Origin of the sequence: Kitasatospora cineracea, assembly GCF_003751605.1 — a bacterium.
Taxonomy (GTDB): domain Bacteria; phylum Actinomycetota; class Actinomycetes; order Streptomycetales; family Streptomycetaceae; genus Kitasatospora; species Kitasatospora cineracea.
In genome coordinates, this window is record NZ_RJVJ01000001.1 from 1,331,826 (window position 1) to 1,355,226 (window position 23,401).

Sequence of the window (23,401 nt, forward strand, 5' to 3'; positions counted from 1 at the left end):
CCGCTCCCCGCACGAACAGGAAAGTCCCTTGGCCTCCCTCCGCCGCACCCGCCCCCGGCTCCTGACCGCCGCCGCCCTCGTCCTCGGCGCCTCGCTCGCGCTGTCCGCCTGCTCCTCGTCCGGGGGCGGCACCCAGGACTCCGGGGCGGCGAAGGTCAGCAAGAAGGCGTCCACCAGCCAGTACCGGGGCACGGTGCTGAGCAAGAACTTCGAGAAGCCGGACCTGGTGCTGGACGACACCTCCGGGCAGCCGTACGACCTGCGGGCGCGGACCGCGGGCAAGACCGTGCTGCTGTTCTTCGGCTACACCAGCTGCCCGGACGTCTGCCCGACCACGATGGGCGACATCGGCGTGGCGATGTCGAAGCTGACCCCCGAGCAGCGGGAGAAGCTGGCGGTCGTGTTCGTCTCCACCGACCCGGAGCGGGACACCCCGCAGGTGCTGCGGACCTGGCTGGACTCGATGGGCAAGGACTTCGTCGGGATGACCGGCGACCTGGCGAAGGTGAAGGCCGCGGCCAAGCCGCTGGGCATCCTGGTCGAGGACCCGGTGGTGGACGCCAAGGGCGCGGTCACCTCCACCCACGGCGCGCAGGTGCTGGCGTTCCTGCCCGGCGACGACAAGGCGCACCTGCTGTACATGGCGGGCACCTCGATCGACGTCTACCGGCACGACCTGGAGCTGATGGCGAACGGGGTGGCGGTGTGAGCCGGGCGTTCCGGCGCGGCGCGCTGGTCGGGGCGGGGCTGGCCGCCGCCCTGGCGGTGGGCGCGGTCGCGGTGGCGCACCAGTCCTCCGGCGGGCCGGGCGGCGCGCCGAAGCTGACCGTCGCGGACCCGTACATACCGCTGCCCGCCACGCCCGACGGGATGGGCGCGGGCTACCTGACGGTCCGCAACAGCGGCGGGGCGGACACCCTGGTGAGCGTGAGCAGCCCGGCCGCCGGGTCGGTGACCATGCACCGCTCGACCGAGACGTCGATGGAGCAGGTCGAACAGATGCCGGTGCCGGCCGGCGGCACCCTGGACCTGGCCCGCGGCGGCGCACACCTGATGATCATGGACTGGGCGAAGCAGCCCGCGCTGGGCGACGAGCTGGAGCTGGACCTGGAGTTCGCCAGGGCGGGCCGGGTCGTGGTCAAGGTTCCGGTGAAACCGCTGACGTACCGTCCGGGTAGCTGATCGGCGATGGCGACGAGGAGAGGCACGCACGTGGTGACAGGGGCGAGGCGGCGGCTGGGCGCGCTGCTGGCGGTGCTGGTGGCGGCGCTCTCACTGGTGCTCGGCGGGGCGACGGCGGCGTCCGCGCACGCCACCCTGGAGGGCACCGACCCGGCCCGGGGCTCGGTGGTGGCCGCCGCGCCCGGCGCGGTGACCCTGACCTTCAGCGAGGGCGTCTCGCTGGCCGCCGACTCGGTGCGGGTGCTCGACCCGCAGGGCAAGGCGGTCGACGACGGCAAGCCCGAGCACGTCGACGGCAGGTCCGCCACCGCCCGGGTGGCACTACGGTCCGGCCTGGGCAACGGCACCTACACGGTGGCCTGGCGGGCCGTCTCGGAGGACTCCCACCCCGTCGGCGGCGCGTTCACCTTCTCCATCGGCGCGCCCTCCGACACCTCGGTGAACGCCGCCGCCGTGCAGGGCGCCGAGGCGCAGGGCGCGGTCGCCTTCGCCTACGGCACCGCCCGCACCGTCGCCTACGCGGCGTTCGCGCTGCTGGCCGGCGCCGCCGCGTTCGTGCTCGTGGTGTGGCCCGGCGGGACGGCCGTGCGCGGCGTGCAGCGGCTGCTGATGACCGGCTGGGTCGCGCTGCTGCTGTCCACCGTCGCCGTGCTGCTGCTGCGCGGCCCGTACGAGCGCGGCACCGGCCTCGGGCAGTCCTTCGACCTGTCGCTGGTGCGCGCCACCCTGGACGAGCGGATCGGCACCGCGCTGGCCGCCCGGCTGCTGCTGCTCGCCGCCGCCGGCGTCTTCCTGTCGCTGCTGGTCGGCCAGTTGGGCACGCCGCAGCCGAAGCCCACCGCCCCGGAGCCCGCGGACGAACCGGAGGACGAGGAGGAGGCGGAGCTGCGCCGGCTGGAGCGGGCCGCCGCCGAGGCCCCGCAGCGCGACGCCCGGCTCGGCCTCGGCCTGGCCGGGCTGGCCCTCGCCCTGGCGCTGACCGCGACCTGGGTCGGCGCCGACCACTCCGCGGTCGGCATCCAGGTCGCCCTCGCGCTGCCGCTGGCCGCCCTGCACCTGCTGGCGATGGCCGGCTGGCTCGGCGGCCTGGCCGTGCTGGTCGTCGGCCTGCGCCACGGCCTGCCCGCGGCCGCCGTCGACCGCTTCTCCAAGCTCGCCCTGTGGCTGGTCTCGGCCCTCGTGGCGACCGGCGTCTACCAGTCCTGGCGCGGCCTCGGCTCGTGGAGCGCACTGGTCGACACCTCGTACGGGCGGCTGCTGCTGATCAAGGTCGGCTGCGTGGCGGCGATGCTCGGCGTCGCCTGGATCTCCCGCGCCTGGACGGCCCGGCTGCGCACCGCCGACGAGAGCGCCGGGGCGCCGCAGGAGGCCCGGGCCGACGAGAGCGCCGCGGTGGGCGCGGGCGAGAGCACCGCCGGGGGCGCGGGCGAGAGCGCCGCGGTGGGCGCGGGCGAGAGCACCGCCGGGGGCGCGGGCGAGAGCGCCGCGGTGGGCGCGGGCGAGAGCACCGCCGGGGGCGCGGGCGAGAGCACCGCCGGGGGTGGCGACCCGGCGCGGGCCGTCCAGCTGGCCCGGCAGCGGGCGCTGCGGGACCGCGCCCGGGGCGAGCGCGCCGCGGCGGGCTCCCCCGCCCGGGCCGGGCTGCGCCGCAGCGTGGTGGTGGAGACCTCGGTGGCCGTCCTGGTCCTGGTCGTCACCACCATGCTGACCAACTCCCCGCCCGGTCGCGTCGCCCGGGCCGTCGCCGCCGCGCCCGCCGCCCCCGCCGCCGGGGCCGGGGCCCCGGCGGCGCCCGGCCGGACCGAGGAGCTGAAGCTCCCCTACGACACCGGCGGCCGCACCCCCAACGCCAAGGGCACCGCGACCGTCACCGTCGAACCGGTCGCCACCGGCCCGAACCAGGTCACCCTGAAGCTCGCCGACTCCACCGGCCGGCCCGCCGAAGTCCCGGAGCTGGAACTCGCGTTCACCCTCCCCGACCGCGACCTCGGCCCGCTCCCCGTCACCCTGCAGCCGCAGGGCACCGGCAGCTGGACCGGCACCGCGCAGCTCCCGCTGAACGGCATGTGGGTGGTGTCGGTGACCGTCCGCTCCTCCGACATCGACCAGGTCACCGCCACCCGGCAGCTGAAGGTCGGGCCGTGAGCGGCCGGGCGGTCGACCGGCCGGCCGGGCCGTCCCGGCGGGCGGTGCTCGGCGGGGCCGGGGCCGGACTGGCGGTGGGCGCGGCCGGCGGGGCCTGGGGCCGGCGGGCCTGGGCGCAGGCCCCGGCGGCGGACGCGGGGGCGGCGCTGGGCGGGGCCCGGGTGCCGTTCCACGGCCCCCGGCAGGCCGGGATCGTCGAACCGGCCCAGGCCCGGGTCGAGTGGGCGGCGTTCGACCTGCTGTCCAGCACCCGCCGGGACGGGCTGGCCGCGCTGCTGCGCACCTGGTCGGCGGCGGCCGCCCGGATGGCGGCCGGCGAGCCGGCCGCGGAGGGCGAGAACCAGATCGCGCTGGACGCCGGACCCAGCTCGCTGACCGTCACCTTCGGCTTCGGCGCGACCCTGTTCGACAAGGCCGGCCTGGCCGACCGCCGCCCCGAGGCGCTGGCCGCGCTGCCCGCCTTCCCCGGCGACGCGCTGGACCCGGCCCGCTCCGGCGGCGACCTGTGGGTGCAGATCGGCGCGGACGACGCCCTGGTCGCGGTGCACGCGCTGCGGGTGCTGGTCCGGCTGGCCACCGGGCTGGCCGCGCCGCGCTGGCTGATGTCCGGCTTCGCCCGGACGCCCGGCGCGACGCCGCACCCGATGACCGGCCGCAACCTGATGGGCCAGGTCGACGGCACCAACAACCCGCGCCCGCAGGACGCCGGCTTCGACGCCGCCGTGTTCGCCACCGGCCCCGACTGGATGGCCGGCGGCAGCTACGCGGTGCTGCGCCGGATCCGGATGCTGCTGGAGGGCTGGGACACCCTGCCGCTGGACAGGCAGGAGCGGATCATCGGCCGCCGCAAGAGCGACGGCGCCCCGCTGTCCGGCGGGCCCGACGCGGTCGAGCGCACCCCCGTCGACCTGGCCGCCACCGACCCGGACGGCGTCCTGCGGATCGCCCCCGACGCGCACGTCCGGGTCGCCGCGGCGGCCTCCAACGGCGGGGCGGCGATGCTGCGCCGCGGCTTCTCCTTCCACGACGGCCTGCTGCCCGACGGCTCCCCCGACGCCGGGCTGCTGTTCGCCGCGTACCAGGCCGACCCGGCGCACGGCTTCGTCCCGGTCCAGCAGCGGCTGGCGCGCGGCGACGGCCTGTCCCGCTACCTGCGGCACGAGGCGTCCGCGCTGTTCGCGGTGCCGCCGGGCGCGCCCGAGGGCGGGTACGTGGGGCAGCCGCTGCTGGAGGGCTGAGCCCGGACAGGGGTCCGGGCCGCTGCCCGGAGTGCGGAACGGGGCCGGGCCGGGCCGCGGAAGTGGCTAGGGTGAAGGCGGATCGGCCTTCGGGCCATGCACACTCGCTGTTCGTTCGGAGGCGGTCATGTCGGCGACCCGTTACACCTACCTCGGGCCCGCGGGCACCTTCACGGAGGCGGCGCTGCGCACCCTGCCGGAGGCCGGGACCCGGGAGCTGACGCCGGTGGCGTCGGTGTCGGCGGCGCTGGACGCGGTGCGGGCGGGCGAGGCCGCGGGCGCGATGGTGGCGATCGAGAACTCGGTGGACGGCGCGGTGACCACCACCAGCGACGAGCTGATCAACGGCAGCCCGCTGATGATCTACCGCGAGGTGCTGCTGCCGATCTCGTTCGCGGTGCTGGTGCGGCCCGGCACCTCGCTGCCGGACGTGAAGACGGTCAGCGGCCACCCGGTGGCCCAGCCGCAGGTGCGGCACTGGCTGGCCGCGAACCTGCCGGACGCGCAGTGGGAGTCGGCGGCGTCCAACGCGGAGGCGGCCCGGCTGGTCCAGGACGGCCGCTACGACGCGGCGGTGGCGGGGGCGTTCGCGGCCGAGCTGTACGGGCTGGAGGTGCTGTCGGACGAGATCCACGACGTGGCGTCGCCGACCACCCGGTTCGTGCTGGCGGGGCGTCCCGGGCGGGTGTCCTCGGCGACCGGCTGGGACAAGACCTCGATGGTGGTGTGGCTGCCGGAGGACCACCCGGGCGCGCTGCTGGAGCTGCTGCAGGAGTTCGCGGTGCGCGGGATCAACCTGATGCGGATCGAGTCCCGGCCGACCGGCGAGGGCATGGGCAACTACTGCTTCCTGATCGACTGCGAGGGGCACCTGAGCGAGCGGCGGGTCAGCGAGGCGCTGATGGGCCTGAAGCGGATCTGCCCGCAGGTGCGCTTCCTCGGCTCCTACCCGCGGGCCGACCAGGGCACCTCGGCGCCGCTGCGGGCCGGTACCTCGGACCTGGATTTCGCCAACGCCGCGGACTGGCTCTCGCGCTGCCTGGACGGGCGCGGGGAACTCTGAGCGCGCCCCCGGGCGCACGGGGGTGATTCCGGCCGGAACGGGACCGTACGCGGTCCCGTTCCGTTCATTTCCGTCCCTCCCGCCCGTCACCTGCCCGGCCGAACCCCGTTCACCTGCGGTGCGGCCGGCCACCCCGGGCGCCGCGGCGGGCGGGGCGGTTCATCCACAGGGCGGCGGGCGGCATCCACAGGGGCGGTTGTCCCCAGCTGACGGGCAGTTATCCACAGGGCCCGGCGTGAGTCGACAAAACGGTAAAGAAACCCCCAGTGCCGGTCAGATCATCTACTAGGGGCGCGGAATGGACTTATCGGACCAGAGTCGCCCTTGCGCCGACAAATCACCTGGGCGAGCGAGCGAATTCCCTCACTCGAGAAGCCGAATCGAGGTTTGAAACCTGGAATTCCCGGTTCGGACGCCTGCGGACCTTCGGTTCTCCCCTGTCCACAGGCCCGGGCGCGAACCTGTGGATAACCCGCCCCGGGCGGAGTTGTCCACCGGGGTTATCCACAGGCGGAGCCGGGTTATCCCCAGGCCCGGGCGGAGTCTCCCCGGCCCCTTTCCCGACCGGCCCGGGACAGAATGCCACATTCCGCCCCAGAAGGCAGCACAACACCACGAACCGCCCGGCGGCCGGAACCCGCCCCCGGCCGGGCCGGGCGGCGTCCCGGAACCCGCCCCCGGCCACCGGTAGGCTGGAGCCCGTGATCGACCTCCGCCTGCTCCGTGAAGACCCCGAGCGAGTGCGCACCTCGCAGCGCTCCCGTGGTGAGGACGTCGACCTGGTCGACGCCCTGCTCTCCGCCGACGAACGCCGCCGCGCGTCCGGCACCCGCTTCGACGAGCTGCGCGCCGAGCAGAAGCAGCTCGGCAAGCGGGTGGCCGCCGCCAAGGGCGAGGAGAAGGCCGCCCTGCTGGCCCGCACCAAGGAGCTGGCCGCCGAGGTGAAGGCCGCCGACGCCGCGCAGGGCGAGGCGAAGGAGGAGGCCGAGCGGCTGCAGCGCTCGCTGGCCAACCTGCTCGACCCGGCCGCCCCGGTCGGCGGCGAGGAGGACTTCGTCACGCTGGAGGAGATCGGCACCCCGCGCGACTTCGCCGCCGAGGGCTTCGAGCCCCGCGACCACGTCGAACTCGGCCAGCTGCTCGGCGCGATCGACACCGAGCGCGGCGCCAAGGTGGCCGGCGCCCGCTCCTACTACCTGACCGGCCCCGGCGCGCTGCTGGAGCTCGCCCTGGTCAACATGGCGATGGCGCAGGCCTCCGCGGCCGGCTTCACCCCGATGATCACCCCCGCGCTGGTCCGCCCCGCCGCGATGGACGGCACCGGCTTCCTCGGCCAGGCCGCCGAGAACGTCTACTACCTCGCCGACGACGACCGCTACCTGGTCGGCACCAGCGAAGTCCCGCTCGCCGCCTACCACATGGACGAGATCCTGGACGCCGAGCGGCTCCCGCTCCGGTACGCCGGCTTCTCCTCCTGCTTCCGCCGCGAGGCCGGCACCTACGGCAAGGACACCCGCGGCATCATCCGGGTCCACCAGTTCGAGAAGGTGGAGATGTTCGTCTTCACCACCCCCGAGGACGCCGAGGCCGAGCACCGCCGCCTGCTCCAGTGGGAGAAGGACTTCCTGAACGCGCTGGAGCTGCCCTACCGGGTGATCGACGTCGCCTCCGGCGACCTCGGCGCCTCCGCCGCCCGCAAGTTCGACATCGAGGCGTGGGTCCCGACCCAGGGCAAGTACCGCGAGGTCACCTCCACCTCCAACACCACCGAGTACCAGGCCCGCCGGCTCTCCATCCGGATGCGCGACGCCGACGGCGTCCGCCCGCTCGCCACCCTCAACGGCACCCTGGTCGCCGTCCCCCGGGTGATCGTCGCGCTGCTGGAGAACCACCAGCAGGCCGACGGCTCGGTGGTCCTCCCCCAGGCACTGCGGCCGTTCCTCGGCGGGAAGGCCGTGCTGGAGCCCGTCGCCGCCCGGTAACACCCCTTCGTCCAGGAGCACTCCGCGCCATGAGCACCGCCCCCCTGCCCTACCGGCTGGTCGCCACCGACCTCGACGGGACGCTGCTCACCAGCGCCGAGATCGTCTCCGCCCGGACCCGCGAGGCCCTGGGCGCGGTCACCGCGCTCGGGGCCAAGCACATCATCGTCACCGGCCGCTCGGCCGGCTGGACCAGGCCCGTGCTCGACGAGATCGGGTACACCGGGATAGCGGTCTGCGGGCAGGGCGCCCAGGTCTACGACGCGGGCGCGCACAAGCTGCTCACCTCCGTCACCCTGGACCGGCAGCTGGCCGCGGTGGCCCTCGCCAAGATCGAGGCCGAGGTCGGCCCGCTCGCCGTCGCCGCCAACCAGGACGGCCTGGACGGCGAGGTGCTCGCCGGGCCCGGCTACAAGCTGCGGATCGGCACCGAACTGCCGCTCCGCCAGGTCGCCCCCGACCAGCTGCTCGCCACCCCCGTCAGCAAGCTGTACATCCAGCACCCCGGGCTGACGGACGACCAGCTCGCCGACGCCGCCCGGTCGGTGGCCGGGCAGCTGGTCGGCATCACGATGGCCGGCGCGGGCATCGTCGAACTCCTCCCGCTCGGCCTGACCAAGGCCACCGGCCTCTCGCTGGCCGCCCGCCGGCTGGGCGTCACCGCCGCCGAGACGATCGCCTTCGGCGACATGCCCAACGATGTCCCGATGTTCCGCTGGGCCGGGTACGGCGTGGCGATGGGCAACGCGCACGAGCAGCTGCGGGCGGTGGCCGACGAGGTGACGGTCGGCAACGACGAGGACGGCGTGGCCGTGGTGCTGGACCGGGTGTTCGGGCTGGGCTGAGGCGCTCACGGCCCTCGGCGGGCGCCGCAACGGCGCCGGGCGGGTCGTGACGCGGCGCGGGGGCCGGGCGGGTGCCCGGTCCCCTTCGCGCTTCCGGCGGGCGCTGACGGGCCGTTGACGGGCCGCTGACGGGTCGTTGACGGCCCGTCAGGAGCCCTGCGGTCAGCCGTAGGCGAGGTTGGAGCAGGCGTCGTCGTCCGCGGAGCGGGCGTCCTCGGCGACCTTGGAGGCGACCGGGCCCGGGTCGGTGGTGGTGGCGGTGCCGGCCGCCGGGGCGGTGGCCGCGTAGTCCTTGCCGAGGATCAGCGTGACGCCCGCGCCGCCGCCCGCCTCGACGGTCGAGCCGGGGAACAGCGCGGCCACCGCCTCGGCGTGCGCCTTCTGCCCGGCCGAGCCGTACTGCACCAGCGTGGTGGCGTGGTTCTGGCTGGGCGCGTTGCCGGTCGAGGTGACGGTGTAGTTGGCGGCCTTCAGCGTCGCGGCGGCCTTGGTGCCGAGCCCGCCGGTGGTGGTGCCGTTGTAGACGGCGACCTTCACGCCGGTGCCGTCCGCGGGCGGCGCCGGGGTCGCGGTGGGCGCGGCCGGGTCGGGGCTCGGGGCGGCGCTGCCCGCGCTGGCGTCCTGCCCGTCCAGGGTGCGGTCGGCCTTCAGCGAGGCCCACAGCTGGTCGACCTCGGGGTGGTTCAGGCCGATCCGCTCGCCCTGGTAGTGCCAGGGGGTGGTGAGGAACTTGATGTCGTGCAGGTCGATGTTCTTGAGCGTCATCGCCAGGTCGGTCAGCTTCTGCACGCTGTCCAGGTCCTCGTCCACCGTCAGCGACTTGGTGGCGGCGTCGGCCAGCGGGAACAGGCTGGTCGGGCTCATCCCGTTCGACTTGACCTGCTTGATCAGCGACGACAGGAACGCCTGCTGGCGCTGCATCCGGCCGACGTCGGAGCCGTCGCCGATGCCGTGGCGCAGCCGGACGTAGTCCAGCGCGGCCTGGCCCTCGACCTTCTGGACGCCCTTCGGGTACATCAGCTTGCCCTTGCGCGGCAGGTTGGGGTTGATGTCGCGCTCGTAGATGTCGTTGGGGAGGCAGACCTCGACGCCGCCGACCGCCTTGGTCATCGCGGCGAAGCCCTCGAAGTTCACCACGATGGTGTGGTCGACCCGCAGGTCGGTGAGCTTCTCCACGGTGTTCTGGGTGCAGGCCGGGTTGCCGTCCTTGAAGTTGCCCACCGAGAAGGCGCTGTTGAACATGACGTTGGGCTGGTCCTTGGTCCAACTCTTGTTCGGCAGCATGCACTTGGGGACGTTGACCAGCGCGTCGCGGGGGAACGAGACGCCCACGGCGTGCTTGTGGTCCGCGTAGACGTGCAACAGGATCGTGGTGTCGGAGCGGGCGCCGCCCTCGTCGCCGCCGCCGAGGTCCTTGTTCGCGCCGTCGCGCGAGTCCGAGCCGATCAGCAGGATGTTCATCGGCTTGTTGCCGTTGGCGTCGGCCTGCGCCTCCGGCGGGCGGCTCTCGCTGACGCCCGCGCTGTCCCAGGAGGAGAGGTTGGCGTTCAGCCGCCAGTAGAGGAAACCGCCGGTGCCGACCACGGCGAGGCTGGTGCCGACCAGGCTCCAGACGACTATCCGCCTGGTCCGGCGGGGTTTGCGGCGGCCCGCCGCGGCGGCCGCCCGTCCGCCGCCCTGCGCGGCCCGGCGGGCCTCGGCCCGGCCGCCGGCCGCTGCGGGGGCGCCGGCTCCGGCGCTGCCCCGGGCCTGGGCGTCGGTGCGGCCCCGGGCCGGGGTCCGGGCGGGGGTTCTGGCCGGCGTCCTGGCGGGGGTGTCGTGGTCGGCGGAGCGGTGGCGCGGGATGTGCGGCGCGGGTGCGTCGTCACGCTGGGGGGCGTCCTGCCGGTAGCCGTCGCCCTGCGGCGGGAGGCTCTCCCACCACCCGGGGTCCTCGCCCGACGACCCCGCCCTCTGGCCTGTCATACCTGCACCCTTCACCGGAGGCTGCCGTCGGGCGCCTCTGCCACCGCTCCGTCCGCCCCGGATCGGTGCGGCGGACGGATGAAGCCGGAGAGCGGAGCATACAAAGGGATCATTTCCGGGTCACTGCCCGGGGCACCACTCCGAGCACTGGAACGCCCGTACGCGGACCGTCGGTTCCCTCCGCGGGGTGTGAGCCGCACAACGCCGCCGGGGCGGTGGAGCGGGACCCCAGGGGCGGGGTTCAGCGTTCGCGCAGGCGGGTGCCGGTGCGGGGGCGGAGTGCGGCGGCGGCGGCCGCGGCGAGGGCGGTGACGCCGAGCGCGGTGGCGAGGACCAGGGGCCAGGGCAGGACGACCGGGACGTGCTGCGGCCAGAGCTGGCTGCCCGCCACCAGCCAGCCGCCGAGGGTGCCGATCAGCATCGCCAGGCCGACGATGACGGCCGCCTGCACCGCCAGCACCCTGCGCTGGACGCCGCCGGGGAACCCGATGACGCGCAGCAGCAGCAGGCGCGGGCGGAGCTCCTGGGCGGCGCCGCCCACGGCGGTCATCGCGGACAGCAGGGCGACGGCCGCGCCGATCGTGAGCATCACGGACCAGCGGGCGGGCAGCGGCGGTCGGTAGCCCCGTTCGACGTGCAGGTCGGAGGTGGGGACGCCGAGCGGTTCGAGGGCGCGGCCGAGCCGTTCCTCCAGGTCCGCGGGCGGCGTGGCGGGCAGGGTGGCGCGGTAGCCGTCGGTGAAGACGTCGAGGTCCTTCGCCCGGGCTGCGGCACCGGTCATCACGGCCTTCGCCTGGACCAGCGTGGCCGGATCGACGGGGTCGGACCGCACGGTGTCGACAGCCACCTGCAGCCCGGGGTCCTCGCGCCGGGTCTGCGCGTACAGCACCGCGCCGGTGAGCCCGTCCGGGAGGTCGGGGTCCAGGACCAGGACCCGCTGCCCGGTGAGGGCCGCCCACTCGCGCGGGGTCGGCGTCCGGCCGGTGAGGTCGCGGAACTGGGCCCCGGTGTCCACGACCGCGACGATCCCGGGCTGGAGCGGGCCCGCCCGGAGCACGGCCTTGGGCACCGAGAGGCGGTTGCCCTCCGTCCTGGGGCCCGCGCCCTTCGGTACGACGCTCTGCACGGCCTCCACCGGCACCGTGTCGCCGACCGCGCCGCGGAAGGCCGCCAGGACGGCCGCCGAGGGTTCGGTGTAGCGCAGCGGGACCTCGACCTGGTCGAGGTGGCGCGAGCCGACGTAGCTCGTGCGGTCCCTTTCGGTCTGCGAGGCGACGAAGGTGGCCGCGCCGACCGCCAGGACCACGGCCAGCGCGCTGGAGGCGATCGCGGCGACCGGCCGGCGGCGCTCCCGGTCCAGGTCGCGCAGGGCGAAGCGGCCGGACAGCGGGAGCCGGGCCGCGAACCGGGCCAGCAGGTGCAGGGCGTCGGGGAGCGCCGCGAGGGCGGCCGCGACCAGCAGCACCGATCCGACCGCTCCGACCACACCGGCGTCCTGGGCCGCGGCGAACAGCAGGGCGAGGCCGCCGAGGGCGCCGGTGACGGCCACCACCGTGCGGCGGCGCGACCGGCCCGTCGGGCGGGACGCCCGGGTGAGGCGCTCGCGCACCGAGGACGTCCGGGCCGCCCGGGTGGGCAGCCAGATCCCGGCGACGCCGCTGGCGACCGCGCCGAGCGCGAGGAGCCCCAGCGCGGTGAACGGCAGCGAGAAGGCGCCCAGGTCGCGCTGGACCGCCTGCCGGACCAGCGGCCGGGCCGCCTGCCCCAGCAGGACGCCGCCGACCAGGCCCGCGGCGGTGCCGGCCGTCACGGCCGCCGCCCCGCCCGTCCGGGCCAGCCGCACCAGCCGGTCCCCGCTGAAGCCGACGGCGGACAGCAGGCCCAGTTGGCGGTTCAGGCGGCGCATCCGGAGGCTGAACGCCGCCGCCGCGCCGAACAGCACGATCGCCGCCCCCGGCACCGCCAGCAGCCCCGGCTGGGCGTCCAGCAGGGTGCGGGCGGAGGACAGCGAGGCCCGGGTGACCACCTGCCAGCGGCGGCCGCGGGCCGCGTTCGCCAGCCCCGTCCCGGTCGCCGGGTCGGTCTTCACCAGCCAGGTCGTGGCCAGGCCGAGCAGCGCGCCGTGGCCGTGGTCGTCCCACCGGGCGAACAGGCCCGGGCCGCCCGCCGCGAACCGCGCCCGGTAGGCGGTCGGGTCCTCCACGGTGCCGACGACCCGGGCGTCCTTCGCCGACGCCGGGGCCCACGGGAAGACGACGCTGTCGCCGGGCCCCAGGTGGTTGTCCTCGGCGAGCGTCCGGGAGAGGACGATCTCGTCGGCGGCGGCCGGCAGCCGCCCGGTCAGGGTGCGCAGCAGGCCGGACGCCAGCGGGCTCGACCAGTCGGTCTCGCGGTAGCCGACCTGCTGGGTCGTCCCGGAGAGCACCAGCGGGAACGCGGGCGAGGACCGGCCCTGGAGCACCTGGCCGGCCCCGGCCGGGGGGACGGGCAGGACCGCCGGGCCGGACGGGCCGCCGCCCGGTGCCGTCACCGACAGGTCGGCGCCGCCGAGCTGCGACCGGACCTTCTGCTCGCCGGTGAGGTTCAGCATGCCGATGACCTGCAGGGACGCTGCCGACAGCAGTACCGGGACGGCGAACAGCGCCACCAGGGTGAAGCGCCGCCAGCCGCGGCCGATGACCAGGCGCCAGGCCAGCCAGAGGTTCGTCTCGCGCGGTGCCCTCACGCGGACCGCCCGGTGGTGGCGGAGTTCCCGGCGGTGATCCCGTCGATCCGGCCGTCCCGCATCCGGACGACCCGGTCCGCGTACTGGGCGTTGGCCGGGTTGTGGGTGGAGACGACGACCGTCACCCCGGAGTCGCACAGTTCGCGCAGGGTCCGCATCACCTGGGTGCCGGTGGCCGAGTCGAGCGCGCCGGTCGGCTCGTCGGCGAGCAGCAGGCGGCGCTCGCCGACCACCGCGCGGGCGATCGCGGCGCGCTGCTGCTGGCCGCCGGACACCTCGTCGGGGAAGCGCGGGCCGAGCTCCGCCAGGTCGACCCGGGCGAGCGCCTCGTCGGCCCGGCGGCGGGCCTCGGCCCGGGGCACGCCCGCGCCCTCCAGCGGCAGGGCGACGTTCTCCTGCAGGGTGAGCTCGGGCAGCAGGTTCAGCTCCTGGAACACGAAGCCGATGGAGGTCATCCGCAGCCCGGCCAGCCGGGCCTCGGACAGTCCGGCGAGATCCGTCCCCCACACCTCCAGCCGGCCCGCCGACAACCGGTCCAGCCCGCCGATCAGATTGAGCAGCGTGGTTTTCCCCGAACCGCTCGCGCCCATCAGGACGACGAATTCTCCGTCGGCGATCTTCAGATCGATTCCGTCGACCGCGTGGACTTCCCCGCCGCTCGAACCGTACGTCCGGCGGGCGCCCGAAATTCTGATCCCTGCCATGTGACCCTCTGTCCCCCACGTGTGGAGCGGGCCGCCCCGCCGGGGCGGCCCGCCGAAATGCCGACCGAGGTCAGCAGGCCCCCGCGTCGGTGTAGACCTGGATGCTGCTCGCCTCGTCGTTGTCGTACCAGCCGACGTACGAGTTGCGCGAGGAGCTGTTCATGCACTCGCTGCCACCGGTGGCGTTCGCCCCCCAGAACCACCTGGCGTCGTGCGGGCCGTTGTTGATCCAGGAGGACATCCGGTCGTTGAAGCCGGCCACCGACAGGTTCCAGGTGGCGACCTGCTGGTCCCAGTACGCATCGCGCGCGAACATGAAACCGGTGTAGTTCTCGTTGTCGAAGAGGCAGACGTCCGTGCTCGCGCAGTCCCCGGAGGCGGCGAGCGCGTCCGGGGCGGTCACCAGCGGAATTCCCGCCCCGAAAGCCGCGGTCAGCAGCAGGGAGACCGTGCGGTGTCGAACCGATTTCATCTCTACCCCCATTGAACCGTTTCGCACCGGCACCGCGCCGGCGCCGACAAGGACACTAGCCCACGGGGCGACAGGGCACAGCGGAATCCGAATTCCGGAAGAGGGGGAAGGATATGAGATTCTCGATTCTCGGAAATCACTGGCATTAGCTCCCCATGGCCCAATAAATCGTGAAGAAGCACCCCAAACCCCGTCCGGTCGCCCAGTTGTAGGATGACCGGGCAAGAGGTTGTAGGATGACTGGTGTCGGCCGGCCGGCCGGCCGGTCGATCGGTGAGTGCGGAGAGGAGTCCGGGCGTGGAGGGGTTGCAGGCGGCGGGGCGGCGGTCGTTGGTGGATGCCGCGATCGAGCAGCTGCGGGAGCAACTGGCGTCCGGGGTCTGGCCGGTGGGGGCGCGGATTCCGACCGAGCACGAGTTGGCGGAGCGGTTGCAGGTGGGGCGCAACACGGTGCGGGAGGCGATCCGGGTGCTGGTGCACGCGGGGATGCTGGTGTCGCGGCAGGGGGAGGGGACGTTCGTCCGGTCGACGAGCGATCCGGCGGCGGTGCTGCGCGGGGTGCAGCGGTCGGGGGTGCGGGACGTGCTGGAGGTGCGGGCCGCGCTGGAGACCGAGGCGGCGCGGTTGGCCGCCGAGCGGCACACCGCGGAGGACCTGGCCCGGATGCGGGCGGCGCTGGAGCGGGAGGCCGCGGTGATGGCGGCGCACCCGGAGCGGACCGGCCGGGAGGCCACCGTCGAGCACGACCTGGAGTTCCACACGGCCGTGGTGGAGGCGGCGCACAATCCGGCACTGACCGAGGTGTACCGGTACTTCGGGGCCTCGGTGCGGGAGTCGATGCGCACCGCGTTCGGCGACCAGGAGATGCCGGAGGTGGTGATCGCCACCCACGCGGCGCTGGTCGACGCGATCGAGAGCCGGGACCCGGAGCGGGCCGAGACGGCCTGTCGGGCGCTGCTGGCGGAGCCGACGGCGGCGGTGGAGCAGTTGCTCGCCGAGATCGCCGCGCGGAAGTAACGCCCGGTCGGTCCGGCCAGGCGGTATCACCGGTGCGATGTGCTGTCGCTGACGTGATGCCTTGACGCTTTCGTGATGGGCCGTCAGTTCCGTTACACCCTTTCACTTTTCTTCCACCCCCGTACAGAGAGTCAGCCCCGCCATGTCGGTCACCCGTGCCGTGCAGCCCGCCCTCGAACCGAGGGTCGGCCGCCGAACCGCCGCCACCAAGTACGCCCACCCCGTCCTGCTGCTGGTCGGGATCGTGCTGGTGGCCCTGAACATGCGGGCCTGCCTGGCGGCGGTGTCGCCGATGGTCGTGGAGATCCAGCGGACCTTCGGCCTGTCGGCCACCGCGAGCGGGCTGATCACCACCGTGCCGGTGCTGTTCCAGGGGGTGGGCGCGCCGCTCACCCCGCGGCTGACCCGGCGGTTCGGGACCGAGCGGGTGGTGCTGGGCGCGGTGCTGGCGCTGGGGGCGGGGGTGCTGCTGCGGGTGCTGCCGTCGGTGGCGGCGCTGTACGCGGGCTGCGTGGTGATCGGGGTGGCGATCGCGGTGCTGAACGTGTCGATGCCGGGCCTGGTGAAGCGCGAGTTCCCGCAGAAGGCGGCGGCCATGACCGGCGTCTACTCGACCACCATGCTGGTCGGCGCGACCATGGCGGCCGCCCTGTCGGTGCCGCTGGAGCACGCGCTGGGCGGCGGCTGGCAGGCCTCGCTGGGCGCCTGGTCGGTGCTGGCGCTGGTCGCGGCGGTGGCCTGGCTGCCGCAGGTGCTGAAGGCCCGTCAGGAACGGACCGTGGCGGTGACGGCGGCGGCGTCGGCATCGGCGCAGGTCCGGGGCGCGCAGGCGGCTCCAGTGGCCCCGGCGGCCGCGGCGGCGCTGTCGAAGGAGACCGGCACCAGCCCGTGGAAGTCCGGACTGGCTTGGCAGATCAGCGTGTTCATGGGCATCTCCTCGCTGCTGGTGTACACCCTGGTGGCGTGGATGCCGACCATCCTGGCCGACCACGGGATGCCGCGCGGCGAGGCGGGCCTGGTGTTCGCGTTCAGCAACCTGGTGCAGGTGGCCGGTGCGTTCCTGGTGCCGCTGCTGGCGGGCCGGATGACCCGGCAGCGCGGTCTGGCGCTGGTGATGGCGGCGCTGAACGGTGCGGGCGTGCTGTGGCTGCTGCTGGCGCCGGTGTCGGGGGCGTGGTTCTCGGCGACGGTGCTGGGCCTGGCGCAGGGCGGCTCGCTGGGCCTGGGCCTGGCGTTCATCGTGCTGCGCACCGACAGCGTGCTGGGCGCGGCCCGGCTGGGCGGGATGAGCCAGGCGGTGGGCTACATGGTGGCGGCGGCCGGCCCGGTCGGCGCGGGTGCGCTGCACCAACTGACCGGCGGCTGGGACGCGACGCTGCTGGTGCTGCTGGTGCTGGCCGCGGTCGCGGCGGTGGCCGGCTGGGGCGCGGGCCGCAACCGGACGGTGTAGCGGGCGGGCACGCGAAGGGGCGGGAGAGGTTCGGTGACCTCTCCCGCCCCTTCGCGTGCCCGGGGCCCGGAGCCCGCAGCCCGCAGCCCTGAGCCCGCAGCCCGCAGCCCGCAGCCCGCAGCCCGGAGCTACTCCTCGCTGCCGAGGGTGAGTCCGGCCAGCTTGACCGAGGCGAAGGCGGTGGCGCCCGCCGCGACGATGATCAGCAGCCAGACCGCGGTGGCCAGGCCGACGGGGGCGATGACGGTGCCGTCGGCGGCGACCGCCTTGGTCAGGGCCAGGCCCCACTGCTGGACGGAGAGGGTGCGGGCGCCCTCGACGTAGTTGCCGATCAGGCTCTCCCAGATCAGCGCGTAGGCGAGGCCGGCGATCACCGCGTGCCGGGTGAGCACGCCCAGCAGCAGGAACAGCGCGCTGTACGCGGCGCCCGCGGCGAGCGCGCCGACGCCGTAGCCGAGCGCCACGCCGTCCGCGCTGCCGTACAGGATCAGGCCGGCCACGTAGGTGGGGACGGCGGCGAGCAGCCAGGTGCTGGCGACGGCGACGGCCAGCTTGGTGGTGACGATCTTCCAGCGGGGCAGCGGCTTGGCGAGCAGGTAGACGATCGAGCCGTCCTCGATCTCGGTGGCGATCACGCCGGTGCCGACGATCAGGCCGGTGATCGGCACCAGGGTGCCCAGGGCGAGGCTGCCCAGCACGTTGTGCGCGAGGTCCAGCTTGTCCAGGGTGCTGTTGGCGGCGATCACGGCCAGGACCAGCAGCAGGACCGGGACGGCCAGCAGGACCAGGACCCGGCGGCGGCCGAACAGGCCGCGCGCGGTGAGCCGGGCGACGGTGGTGTTCATCGGTGGGCCCTTCAGGACGAGACCAGGTACGAGAAAACGCTTTCCAGCGACTCGTCGGCCGGGGAGACGGTGTACAGGCGGATGCCGGCCTGCCGGGCGACCTTGGGCAGCAGGGTGGTGAAGCCCTGGAAGTCGATCGCCTGGATGCGCAGGGCCTTCTCGGCGGCGTCGAGTTCGATGCCCGCGGTGGAGCCGTCCGCGATCAGCGCGGAGGCGAGCTGCCGGTCGTCGCTGGAGCGCACCAGGTAGCGGTGCGGGCGGTCGGTCATCAGGCGCCGGATCTCCCGGAAGTCGCCGGACGCGGCGTGCCGGCCGGCCACCACCACCTCGATGTGCCGGGCGAGCTGTTCGACCTCCTCGAGGATGTGCGAGGAGAACAGCACGGTGCGCCCGTCGGCGCCGAACCGGCGCAGCAGTTCCATCAGGTGCAGGCGCTGGCGCGGGTCCATGCCGTTGAACGGTTCGTCGAGCAGCAGCACCGAGGGGTCGTGGACCAGCGCGGAGGCCATCTTGACGCGCTGCTTCATGCCCTTGGAGTAGGTGCCGGTCTGCCGTTCCTGGGCGTACTCCATCTCGACCAGGGCGAGCGCCCGTTCGGCGGCGGCGCCTGCGTCGGCCAGGCCGTGCAGTTCGGCGTTGGCGAGGACGAACTCCCAGCCGGTCAGGTAGTCGTACATCGACTCCTTCTCCGGGACCAGGCCGATCTCCCGGTAGACCTCCTGGTTGCGCCAGATCGGGGCGCCGTCGAGGGCGACGGTGCCGGAGGAGGGCGCGAGGAAGCCGCTCATCATGTGGATGAGGGTGGACTTCCCGGCGCCGTTGGGGCCGAGCAGGCCGGTGATGCCGGGGCCGATGGTCATGGTGACGTCGTTGACGGCGACCACGTTGCCGAACCAGCGGGAGACCTTGTCGATGGTGATGACGGCCATGGCTGCCTCTCAGACGTTCCGGTAGCGGCGCAGCATCAGCGCGTAGCCGCCGGCCGTGAGTGCGACGAGCACGGCCGCGAACACCGCCGCGCCGGCCCCGCCGGGGGCGTGCAGGTTGACGGCGCCGTTGTCGCCCAGGCCGAACAGCTGGTTGACCAGGGTCTCCACCAGCGTGGACGGCGAGACCACGAACGCCCAGGAGGCGGACTCCTGCCGGACCGGGTCGAAGCCGCCGTTCAGCGCGTAGACGATCGAGGCCAGCGCCTGGGTGATCATCAGGGTGCCCATGATCGCGGCGACGCCGAACCCGCGGCGCGGGGTGGCGGCGGCGATCAGCAGGCCGAGCGAGGCGTACAGCAGCGCGTACAGGACGGCGGCGAACAGGCCGTACAGCAGGTGCAGCAGGTTGTCGCCGAGCGGGAACTTCGCCAGCAGCGCGCCGATGAACAGCAGCAGCAGCGGGGAGGCCAGCACGATCATCAGCGCGCTGAACATCGCGGTGAACTTGGCCGCCACGTAGTCGCCGCGGGTGGCCGGGCGGGAGAAGTACAGCGGGACGACGTGGTGCCGCAGGTCCCGAGACATCAGCACGGGGGCCTGCGCGGCCAGGAAGATCTGCGGCAGGACGGCGAACGAGGACAGGTAGCCGGCGTAGTCCATCGGCATCTTGTCCAGGTGCGCGAACAGCGCGATCGCCAGCATCGCCAGGGCCGGCGCGGCCATCCCGCCCAGCAGCAGGAACGGCAGCACCTTGGACTTGCCGGAGCGGCCCAGGCCGAACGCGGCCCGCAGGCTCTGCACGTACAGCGAACGGGTGGCGTACCGGCGGCCCAACCGCGGGCCGGTGTACGGGCGGTAGCCGATGTCGTGGATGACGCCGCTGTGGGCGTCGGCGGGGGTGGTCATGCCTGCTCGCCTCCTGCGGCCGCGGCCTGGTACGCGGCGGCCCCGTGCTCCTGCCCGTGCCCGGGTCCGCCGTGCTCGCCGTGCTCGTCCTCGTCGGACCGGGTGCTGAAGATCTCGGCGACCCGGTGGCGGCGCTGCTCCAGCCGGATCAGGCCCAGGCCGAGGTCGTCCACGGTGTCGCGGACGGTGTCGTACGTCTCGTCGCCGGTGATCTCCACCAGCAGGATCCGGCTGCCGTCGGCGCGGACGGTCAGGCCGGCCGCGGCCAGCCGCTCGGTCAGCACCGCGTCGGCGTCGAAGGTGCGGTCCGACGGGTGGTCGGTGACCTCGACGGCGAGCAGCTGGGTGCTGCCGGTGAACGAGGCGGTGGAGGAGGAGCGCAGCAGCTTGCCGCCGTCGATCACCACCAGGTGGTCGCAGGTCCGCTCCAGCTCGCCCAGCAGGTGGGTGGTGACCAGCACCGAGATGCCGAAGTCGGAGTGGATCCGGCGGATCAGCCCGAGCATCTCGTCCCGGCCGACCGGGTCGAGGCCGTTGGTCGGCTCGTCCAGCAGCACCAACTGCGGGTCGTGGACCAGCGCCTGGGCCAGTTTCACGCGCTGCTTCATGCCGGTCGAGTAGCCGCCCATCGGGCGGTAGCGCTCCTCGTACAGGCCGACGTGGCGCAGGGTGTCGGCGGTGCGCTCGCGGGCCGCGGCGGCCGGCAGGCCGGACATCCGGGCCATGTGCACCACGAACTCGGTGGCGGACACGTCCGGCGGCAGGCAGTCGTGCTCCGGCATGTAGCCGACGCGTTCGCGGATCGCCGGACCCTGGGTGGCGATGTCCAGGCCGAGCACCTGTCCGGTGCCCTCGGTGGCCGGGGACAGCCCGAGGAGGATCTTGATGAGAGTGGACTTGCCCGCACCGTTCGCCCCGACCAGGCCGACCACGCCCGGCTCCACCTCCACGGTGAGCCGGTCGAGCGCGGTGACCCGGGGGAACCTCTTGGTGAGGCCGTCCGTCTTGATGACTGTGGACACGGTCATCAACGTAGCCGTGCACCACCACCTCACGGAATGCGCTGGGGAGCCGGGCTTTCCTCCCCCCACGGGATGACCCCCCGGCCCCGCCCCCTAGGGGTAGCGGGGGACGGGCCGGGAGCCCGGGCGCCGACGGCGCGTCACCCCGGCGGCGGCGGACCGCCGTCGCGGCAGGTCGGGGTCAGGCCAGCAGGCCGCTCTGCAGCGCGACCACCTGACGGAAGGCCTGCAGCGGGACGCCCCGCGGATTGGTCAGCTGGACCACCGCCACCACGTCGCCGCTCTGCACCCAGCCGATCCGGCCGGTGGGCATCCCGCCGGCCTGCGCGTCGGAGAGCCGGACGTCCACCTGCCCGAAGGCGACCGGGTACTTCCCGTCGACGTCCAGGTGCCAGGACGCGATGTCCTTCGACGACGTCATCCGGAGCGCGCCGGCGAAGAAGTCGGCGGCCTCGTCGCCCGTCCCGAAGTGCAGCAGCCGCAACTCGGTGCGGGTGCCGTCGGCGGCCGTCCACCCCTGCGCCGCCGCGCCCCGGCAGGCGTCCGTGGTCAGCCGCAGGGTGTACGCGTCGTCCGCCGCCAGCATCGCGTCGCGGTCGCACGGCACCCAGCGGCCCGCCACCGGCGGCAGGCTCGGGACGGCGGCGGGGGACGCGGTGCCGCTGCCGGACGGGGACGCCGACGGTGACGGTGACGCGGTCGGGGGCGGGGACGCCGGCGGGGTGGCGGCCACCGCGCCCTTCGGGGGCGGCAGCAGCAGGCCCCGCAGGTCCGCCGCGTGGGTCCTGATCTTGTAGTCGGACGGGGCCGAGGCGCCGGACGGCAGCGGAGGCAGCGTCAGCTCCGGGAACGCGTACCGGCCGTCGTTCGGCGTGGCCAGGCCCGGGACGTCGGTGCGCTCCGGCAGGGTCACCAGGACGGCGGTCGCCGCCCCGGTCACCACCGTCAGCAGCACCGCCGCGCCGACCTGCCACCGGCGGCGGCGGTCGGCCTTCGCCTGCACCGCCCAGGCGTCCGGGGCCGGGGCGTCCGGGGCCGGGACGGCTTGCGCGGGAGCGGGCTGCACGGGGACGGGCGGTACGGGGACGGGCGGTGCGGGGGCCTTGGCGGTGGTCGGGGTGCCCGGCCGGGGCGGGGTGGTGTCGCTGCTCATGCGGAGACTCCCAGTCGGTCCAGTTGCCGGCGGAACAGGTCGACGACCTTGTTCTGGTCGATGGGCGCCACGCCCTCGACCCGCAGCTGCACCAGCAGGTCGCCCACCGCCGAGTAGCAGGTCACGTAGTCGAGTTGGTCGCCCGCCCGCAGCGCCGGCAGGACGCAGCGCGCGTCCGGGTGGCCCGGCACGTCCGGCCCGCGCCGGAACAGGTCGCTGTCGTCGACCAGCGCCCCGAACAGCGCGTTCTGCTCCGACACCGCCTGCTGGTCGAACCTGGTCAGCTTCAGCGCCGCCGTCAGCCGGTTGTCGAACCGGGTCAGGCTGCGCACCCCGACACCGGTGAAGTGCAGGGTGGAGAGCGCGTCCTTCAGCCGGGCCCGGTACTTCTCCGGGACCTCGGCCAGCATCTCCTCCTGCGCCCGGTCCAGGTCCGCGCCGACGAACTCGCCGTCGTTGCCGAGGCTCTTGTAGTCCGGCCCCAGCCGGTACCCGTCGGGCACCGGCAGCAGCAGGTCGCGCAGGCTGCCGAAGTGGGTGCCGTCGGACTTGGCGCCCCACGGGGCGGGCGTGCTCGCCGACGGCGCGGGGACGGCGGGGGCGGCGGCCGCCGCGGGGGCGGCCGGCTCGTCGCCGTAGTGCACCCGGATGATCACCTCGCCGATGCCGACCCCGAGCAGCACCGCCGCAGCCACCGCCGCGATCGCCTTCGGCGCCCGCCGACGGGCCCGCGCCGGGGCGGCCGGCTGCGGGTCCGGGGTCGCTGCTGAGTGGCCGGGGGCTGCCGGGGGCTGGCCGGGGGCTGCCGGCGGCTGGCCGGGGAGCGGGGATTCGATGTCGGTCACGCGAGTCGCTCCCACTGGCGCTTGGCGATGTCCTCGAGCTGCGCCCGGTCCACCGGGTTCTTGGCGTAGACCTGGACGGTCATCAGCACGGTGCCCTTCCGGGCGATCGCCTCGCCGTAGTAGTACGTCTCGGTGCTGCGCGCGTAGGTGTAGGGCTGCTTGGCGACCAGCAGGACGCTCTCGTCGTTGCCGGGGAACTTCGAGACGTCCATGTCCGAAGTGCCGCTCGGGACCATGCCGGTGATCGCCTTCACCACGGACTCCGGCACGTACTGCACCAGCATCACCCGGTAGGTGTCGTCGCCGCTCTTCCAGCGCACGGTGGCGGCGCGGCGGAAGCCGTTGCCGAGCATCTCGACGAACATGTCCTCGCTGTCGCCGAAGGTCTCCGCCCGGTCGGCCGCGGACAGCCAGCCGTCGCCGTCGCCGTCGGTGCGGTCCGTGCTGCCCGCCGGACGGTCGATCAGCAGCCGGCGCAGGTCGCCGTCGATGTTCAGCGGCGGCGGGCCGGCGGCGGCCAGCGCCGCGGCGTCCACCCGCTCGGCCGGGTAGGTCGGCTTGGGCGCGGTGAGGGCCGGCAGCGGCGTCGGCGGCCGGGAGGACTGGATCGCGTAGCCGACCGCGGCACCGATCACCGGGCCGGCCAGCACCGCGGTCAGGAACAGCGCGCCCGCACCGAACCTCCGCCTGCGGCGGGCGGGTTCGGCACCCGACTCGACCAGGTCGGGCCCGGTGGCGCCGAAGACCGGCGGGGCGAACGGGTTCCCGGCCGCCGACGGGGGCGCGGGCACGAACGGGGCGGGCGGGGCGAACGGGTTCGGGACGGAGGTCGGCGGCGCGGGGGCCTGCTCGGCGGCGGCGGCCGTCCCGGGCTCCGCCGCGTCCGCGGGTTCGGTGCTCAACTGGTGCTCCT

20 protein-coding genes are annotated in these 23,401 nt (G+C 74.5%); 9 read left to right on the forward strand and 11 right to left on the reverse strand.

Features of this window, described 5'->3' with window-relative positions:
- The first annotated feature begins 28 nt into the window (after positions 1-28).
- The 7 genes from EDD39_RS06030 (at position 29) to EDD39_RS06060 (ending at position 8,455) form a co-directional block, all read left to right on the forward strand.
- Complete coding sequence (locus tag EDD39_RS06030; RefSeq protein ID WP_030920248.1) at positions 29-709, forward strand: SCO family protein; 681 nt, start codon at positions 29-31, stop codon at positions 707-709.
- Positions 706-1,182 (forward strand): copper chaperone PCu(A)C, encoded by a 477-nt coding sequence (locus EDD39_RS06035; RefSeq protein ID WP_123553771.1) that lies wholly within the window; start codon positions 706-708, stop codon positions 1,180-1,182. The genes EDD39_RS06030 and EDD39_RS06035 overlap by 4 nt, the downstream gene beginning before the upstream one ends.
- A 33-nt stretch (positions 1,183-1,215) precedes the next feature.
- Positions 1,216-3,327, forward strand: coding sequence for a FixH family protein (locus EDD39_RS06040; protein WP_341869287.1), 2,112 nt, complete (start codon positions 1,216-1,218; stop codon positions 3,325-3,327).
- Positions 3,324-4,565, forward strand: coding sequence for an iron uptake transporter deferrochelatase/peroxidase subunit (gene efeB, locus EDD39_RS06045; protein ID WP_123553775.1), 1,242 nt, complete (start codon positions 3,324-3,326; stop codon positions 4,563-4,565). Before EDD39_RS06040 ends, efeB begins: the two co-directional genes overlap by 4 nt.
- 127 nt (positions 4,566-4,692) lie before the next feature.
- Positions 4,693-5,628: a prephenate dehydratase gene (pheA, locus tag EDD39_RS06050; protein WP_123553778.1), complete on the forward strand. Its 936-nt coding sequence runs from the start codon at positions 4,693-4,695 to the stop codon at positions 5,626-5,628.
- A 701-nt stretch (positions 5,629-6,329) separates the two neighbouring features.
- A complete protein-coding gene (serS, locus tag EDD39_RS06055) occupies positions 6,330-7,610 on the forward strand; it encodes a serine--tRNA ligase (protein WP_123553779.1) in 1,281 nt (426 codons plus the stop codon).
- 29 nt (positions 7,611-7,639) lie between these two features.
- Entirely contained in the window at positions 7,640-8,455 is an 816-nt protein-coding gene (locus tag EDD39_RS06060; protein WP_123553781.1) for an HAD family hydrolase, read from the forward strand.
- A gap of 162 nt (positions 8,456-8,617) precedes the next feature.
- Here EDD39_RS06060 and EDD39_RS06065 read toward each other — a convergent pair whose 3' ends face one another.
- The 4 genes from EDD39_RS06065 to EDD39_RS06080 form a co-directional block, all read right to left on the reverse strand.
- The gene (locus EDD39_RS06065; protein ID WP_123553783.1) at positions 8,618-10,420 is read right to left on the reverse strand and encodes an LCP family protein; all 1,803 of its coding nucleotides are present in this window, start codon (positions 10,418-10,420) and stop codon (positions 8,618-8,620) included.
- A 241-nt stretch (positions 10,421-10,661) separates the two neighbouring features.
- On the reverse strand, positions 10,662-13,145 hold the full coding sequence (locus EDD39_RS06070) for a hypothetical protein (protein WP_123553785.1): 2,484 nt from the start codon (positions 13,143-13,145) through the stop codon (positions 10,662-10,664).
- On the reverse strand, positions 13,142-13,849 hold the full coding sequence (locus EDD39_RS06075; protein WP_123553787.1) for an ABC transporter ATP-binding protein: 708 nt from the start codon (positions 13,847-13,849) through the stop codon (positions 13,142-13,144). The genes EDD39_RS06070 and EDD39_RS06075 overlap by 4 nt, the downstream gene beginning before the upstream one ends.
- A 70-nt stretch (positions 13,850-13,919) precedes the next feature.
- Positions 13,920-14,321 carry a peptidase inhibitor family I36 protein gene (locus EDD39_RS06080; protein WP_162869950.1) on the reverse strand — a complete coding sequence of 134 codons (402 nt, stop codon included), beginning with the start codon at positions 14,319-14,321 and terminating at the stop codon, positions 13,920-13,922.
- Between the two features lie 297 nt (positions 14,322-14,618).
- Between EDD39_RS06080 and EDD39_RS06085 the strand changes: the two genes are divergently transcribed.
- Positions 14,619-15,338 carry a FadR/GntR family transcriptional regulator gene (locus EDD39_RS06085; RefSeq protein ID WP_123553791.1) on the forward strand — a complete coding sequence of 240 codons (720 nt, stop codon included), beginning with the start codon at positions 14,619-14,621 and terminating at the stop codon, positions 15,336-15,338.
- Between the two features lie 142 nt (positions 15,339-15,480).
- Positions 15,481-16,788, forward strand: a complete 1,308-nt coding sequence (locus EDD39_RS06090; protein WP_123553793.1) for a CynX/NimT family MFS transporter — start codon at positions 15,481-15,483, stop codon at positions 16,786-16,788.
- Positions 16,789-16,916: 128 nt separating this feature from the next.
- Here EDD39_RS06090 and EDD39_RS06095 read toward each other — a convergent pair whose 3' ends face one another.
- The 7 genes from EDD39_RS06095 to EDD39_RS06125 all read right to left on the reverse strand — a co-directional run bounded on the left by EDD39_RS06095 (position 16,917) and on the right by EDD39_RS06125 (position 23,390).
- Positions 16,917-17,633, reverse strand: coding sequence for an ABC transporter permease (locus EDD39_RS06095; protein WP_123553795.1), 717 nt, complete (start codon positions 17,631-17,633; stop codon positions 16,917-16,919).
- 11 nt (positions 17,634-17,644) lie between these two features.
- Complete coding sequence (locus EDD39_RS06100) at positions 17,645-18,562, reverse strand: ABC transporter ATP-binding protein (protein WP_030459514.1); 918 nt, start codon at positions 18,560-18,562, stop codon at positions 17,645-17,647.
- 9 nt (positions 18,563-18,571) lie between these two features.
- The gene (locus tag EDD39_RS06105) at positions 18,572-19,468 is read right to left on the reverse strand and encodes an ABC transporter permease (protein ID WP_123553797.1); all 897 of its coding nucleotides are present in this window, start codon (positions 19,466-19,468) and stop codon (positions 18,572-18,574) included.
- Positions 19,465-20,496, reverse strand: coding sequence for an ABC transporter ATP-binding protein (locus EDD39_RS06110; protein ID WP_123553800.1), 1,032 nt, complete (start codon positions 20,494-20,496; stop codon positions 19,465-19,467). The genes EDD39_RS06105 and EDD39_RS06110 overlap by 4 nt, the downstream gene beginning before the upstream one ends.
- A gap of 175 nt (positions 20,497-20,671) precedes the next feature.
- A complete protein-coding gene (locus EDD39_RS06115; protein WP_123553802.1) occupies positions 20,672-21,643 on the reverse strand; it encodes a hypothetical protein in 972 nt (323 codons plus the stop codon).
- Positions 21,640-22,488: a hypothetical protein gene (locus EDD39_RS06120; RefSeq protein WP_123553804.1), complete on the reverse strand. Its 849-nt coding sequence runs from the start codon at positions 22,486-22,488 to the stop codon at positions 21,640-21,642. The genes EDD39_RS06115 and EDD39_RS06120 overlap by 4 nt, the downstream gene beginning before the upstream one ends.
- Entirely contained in the window at positions 22,485-23,390 is a 906-nt protein-coding gene (locus tag EDD39_RS06125) for a hypothetical protein (RefSeq protein ID WP_123553806.1), read from the reverse strand. The genes EDD39_RS06120 and EDD39_RS06125 overlap by 4 nt, the downstream gene beginning before the upstream one ends.
- Positions 23,391-23,401: the final 11 nt, after the last annotated feature.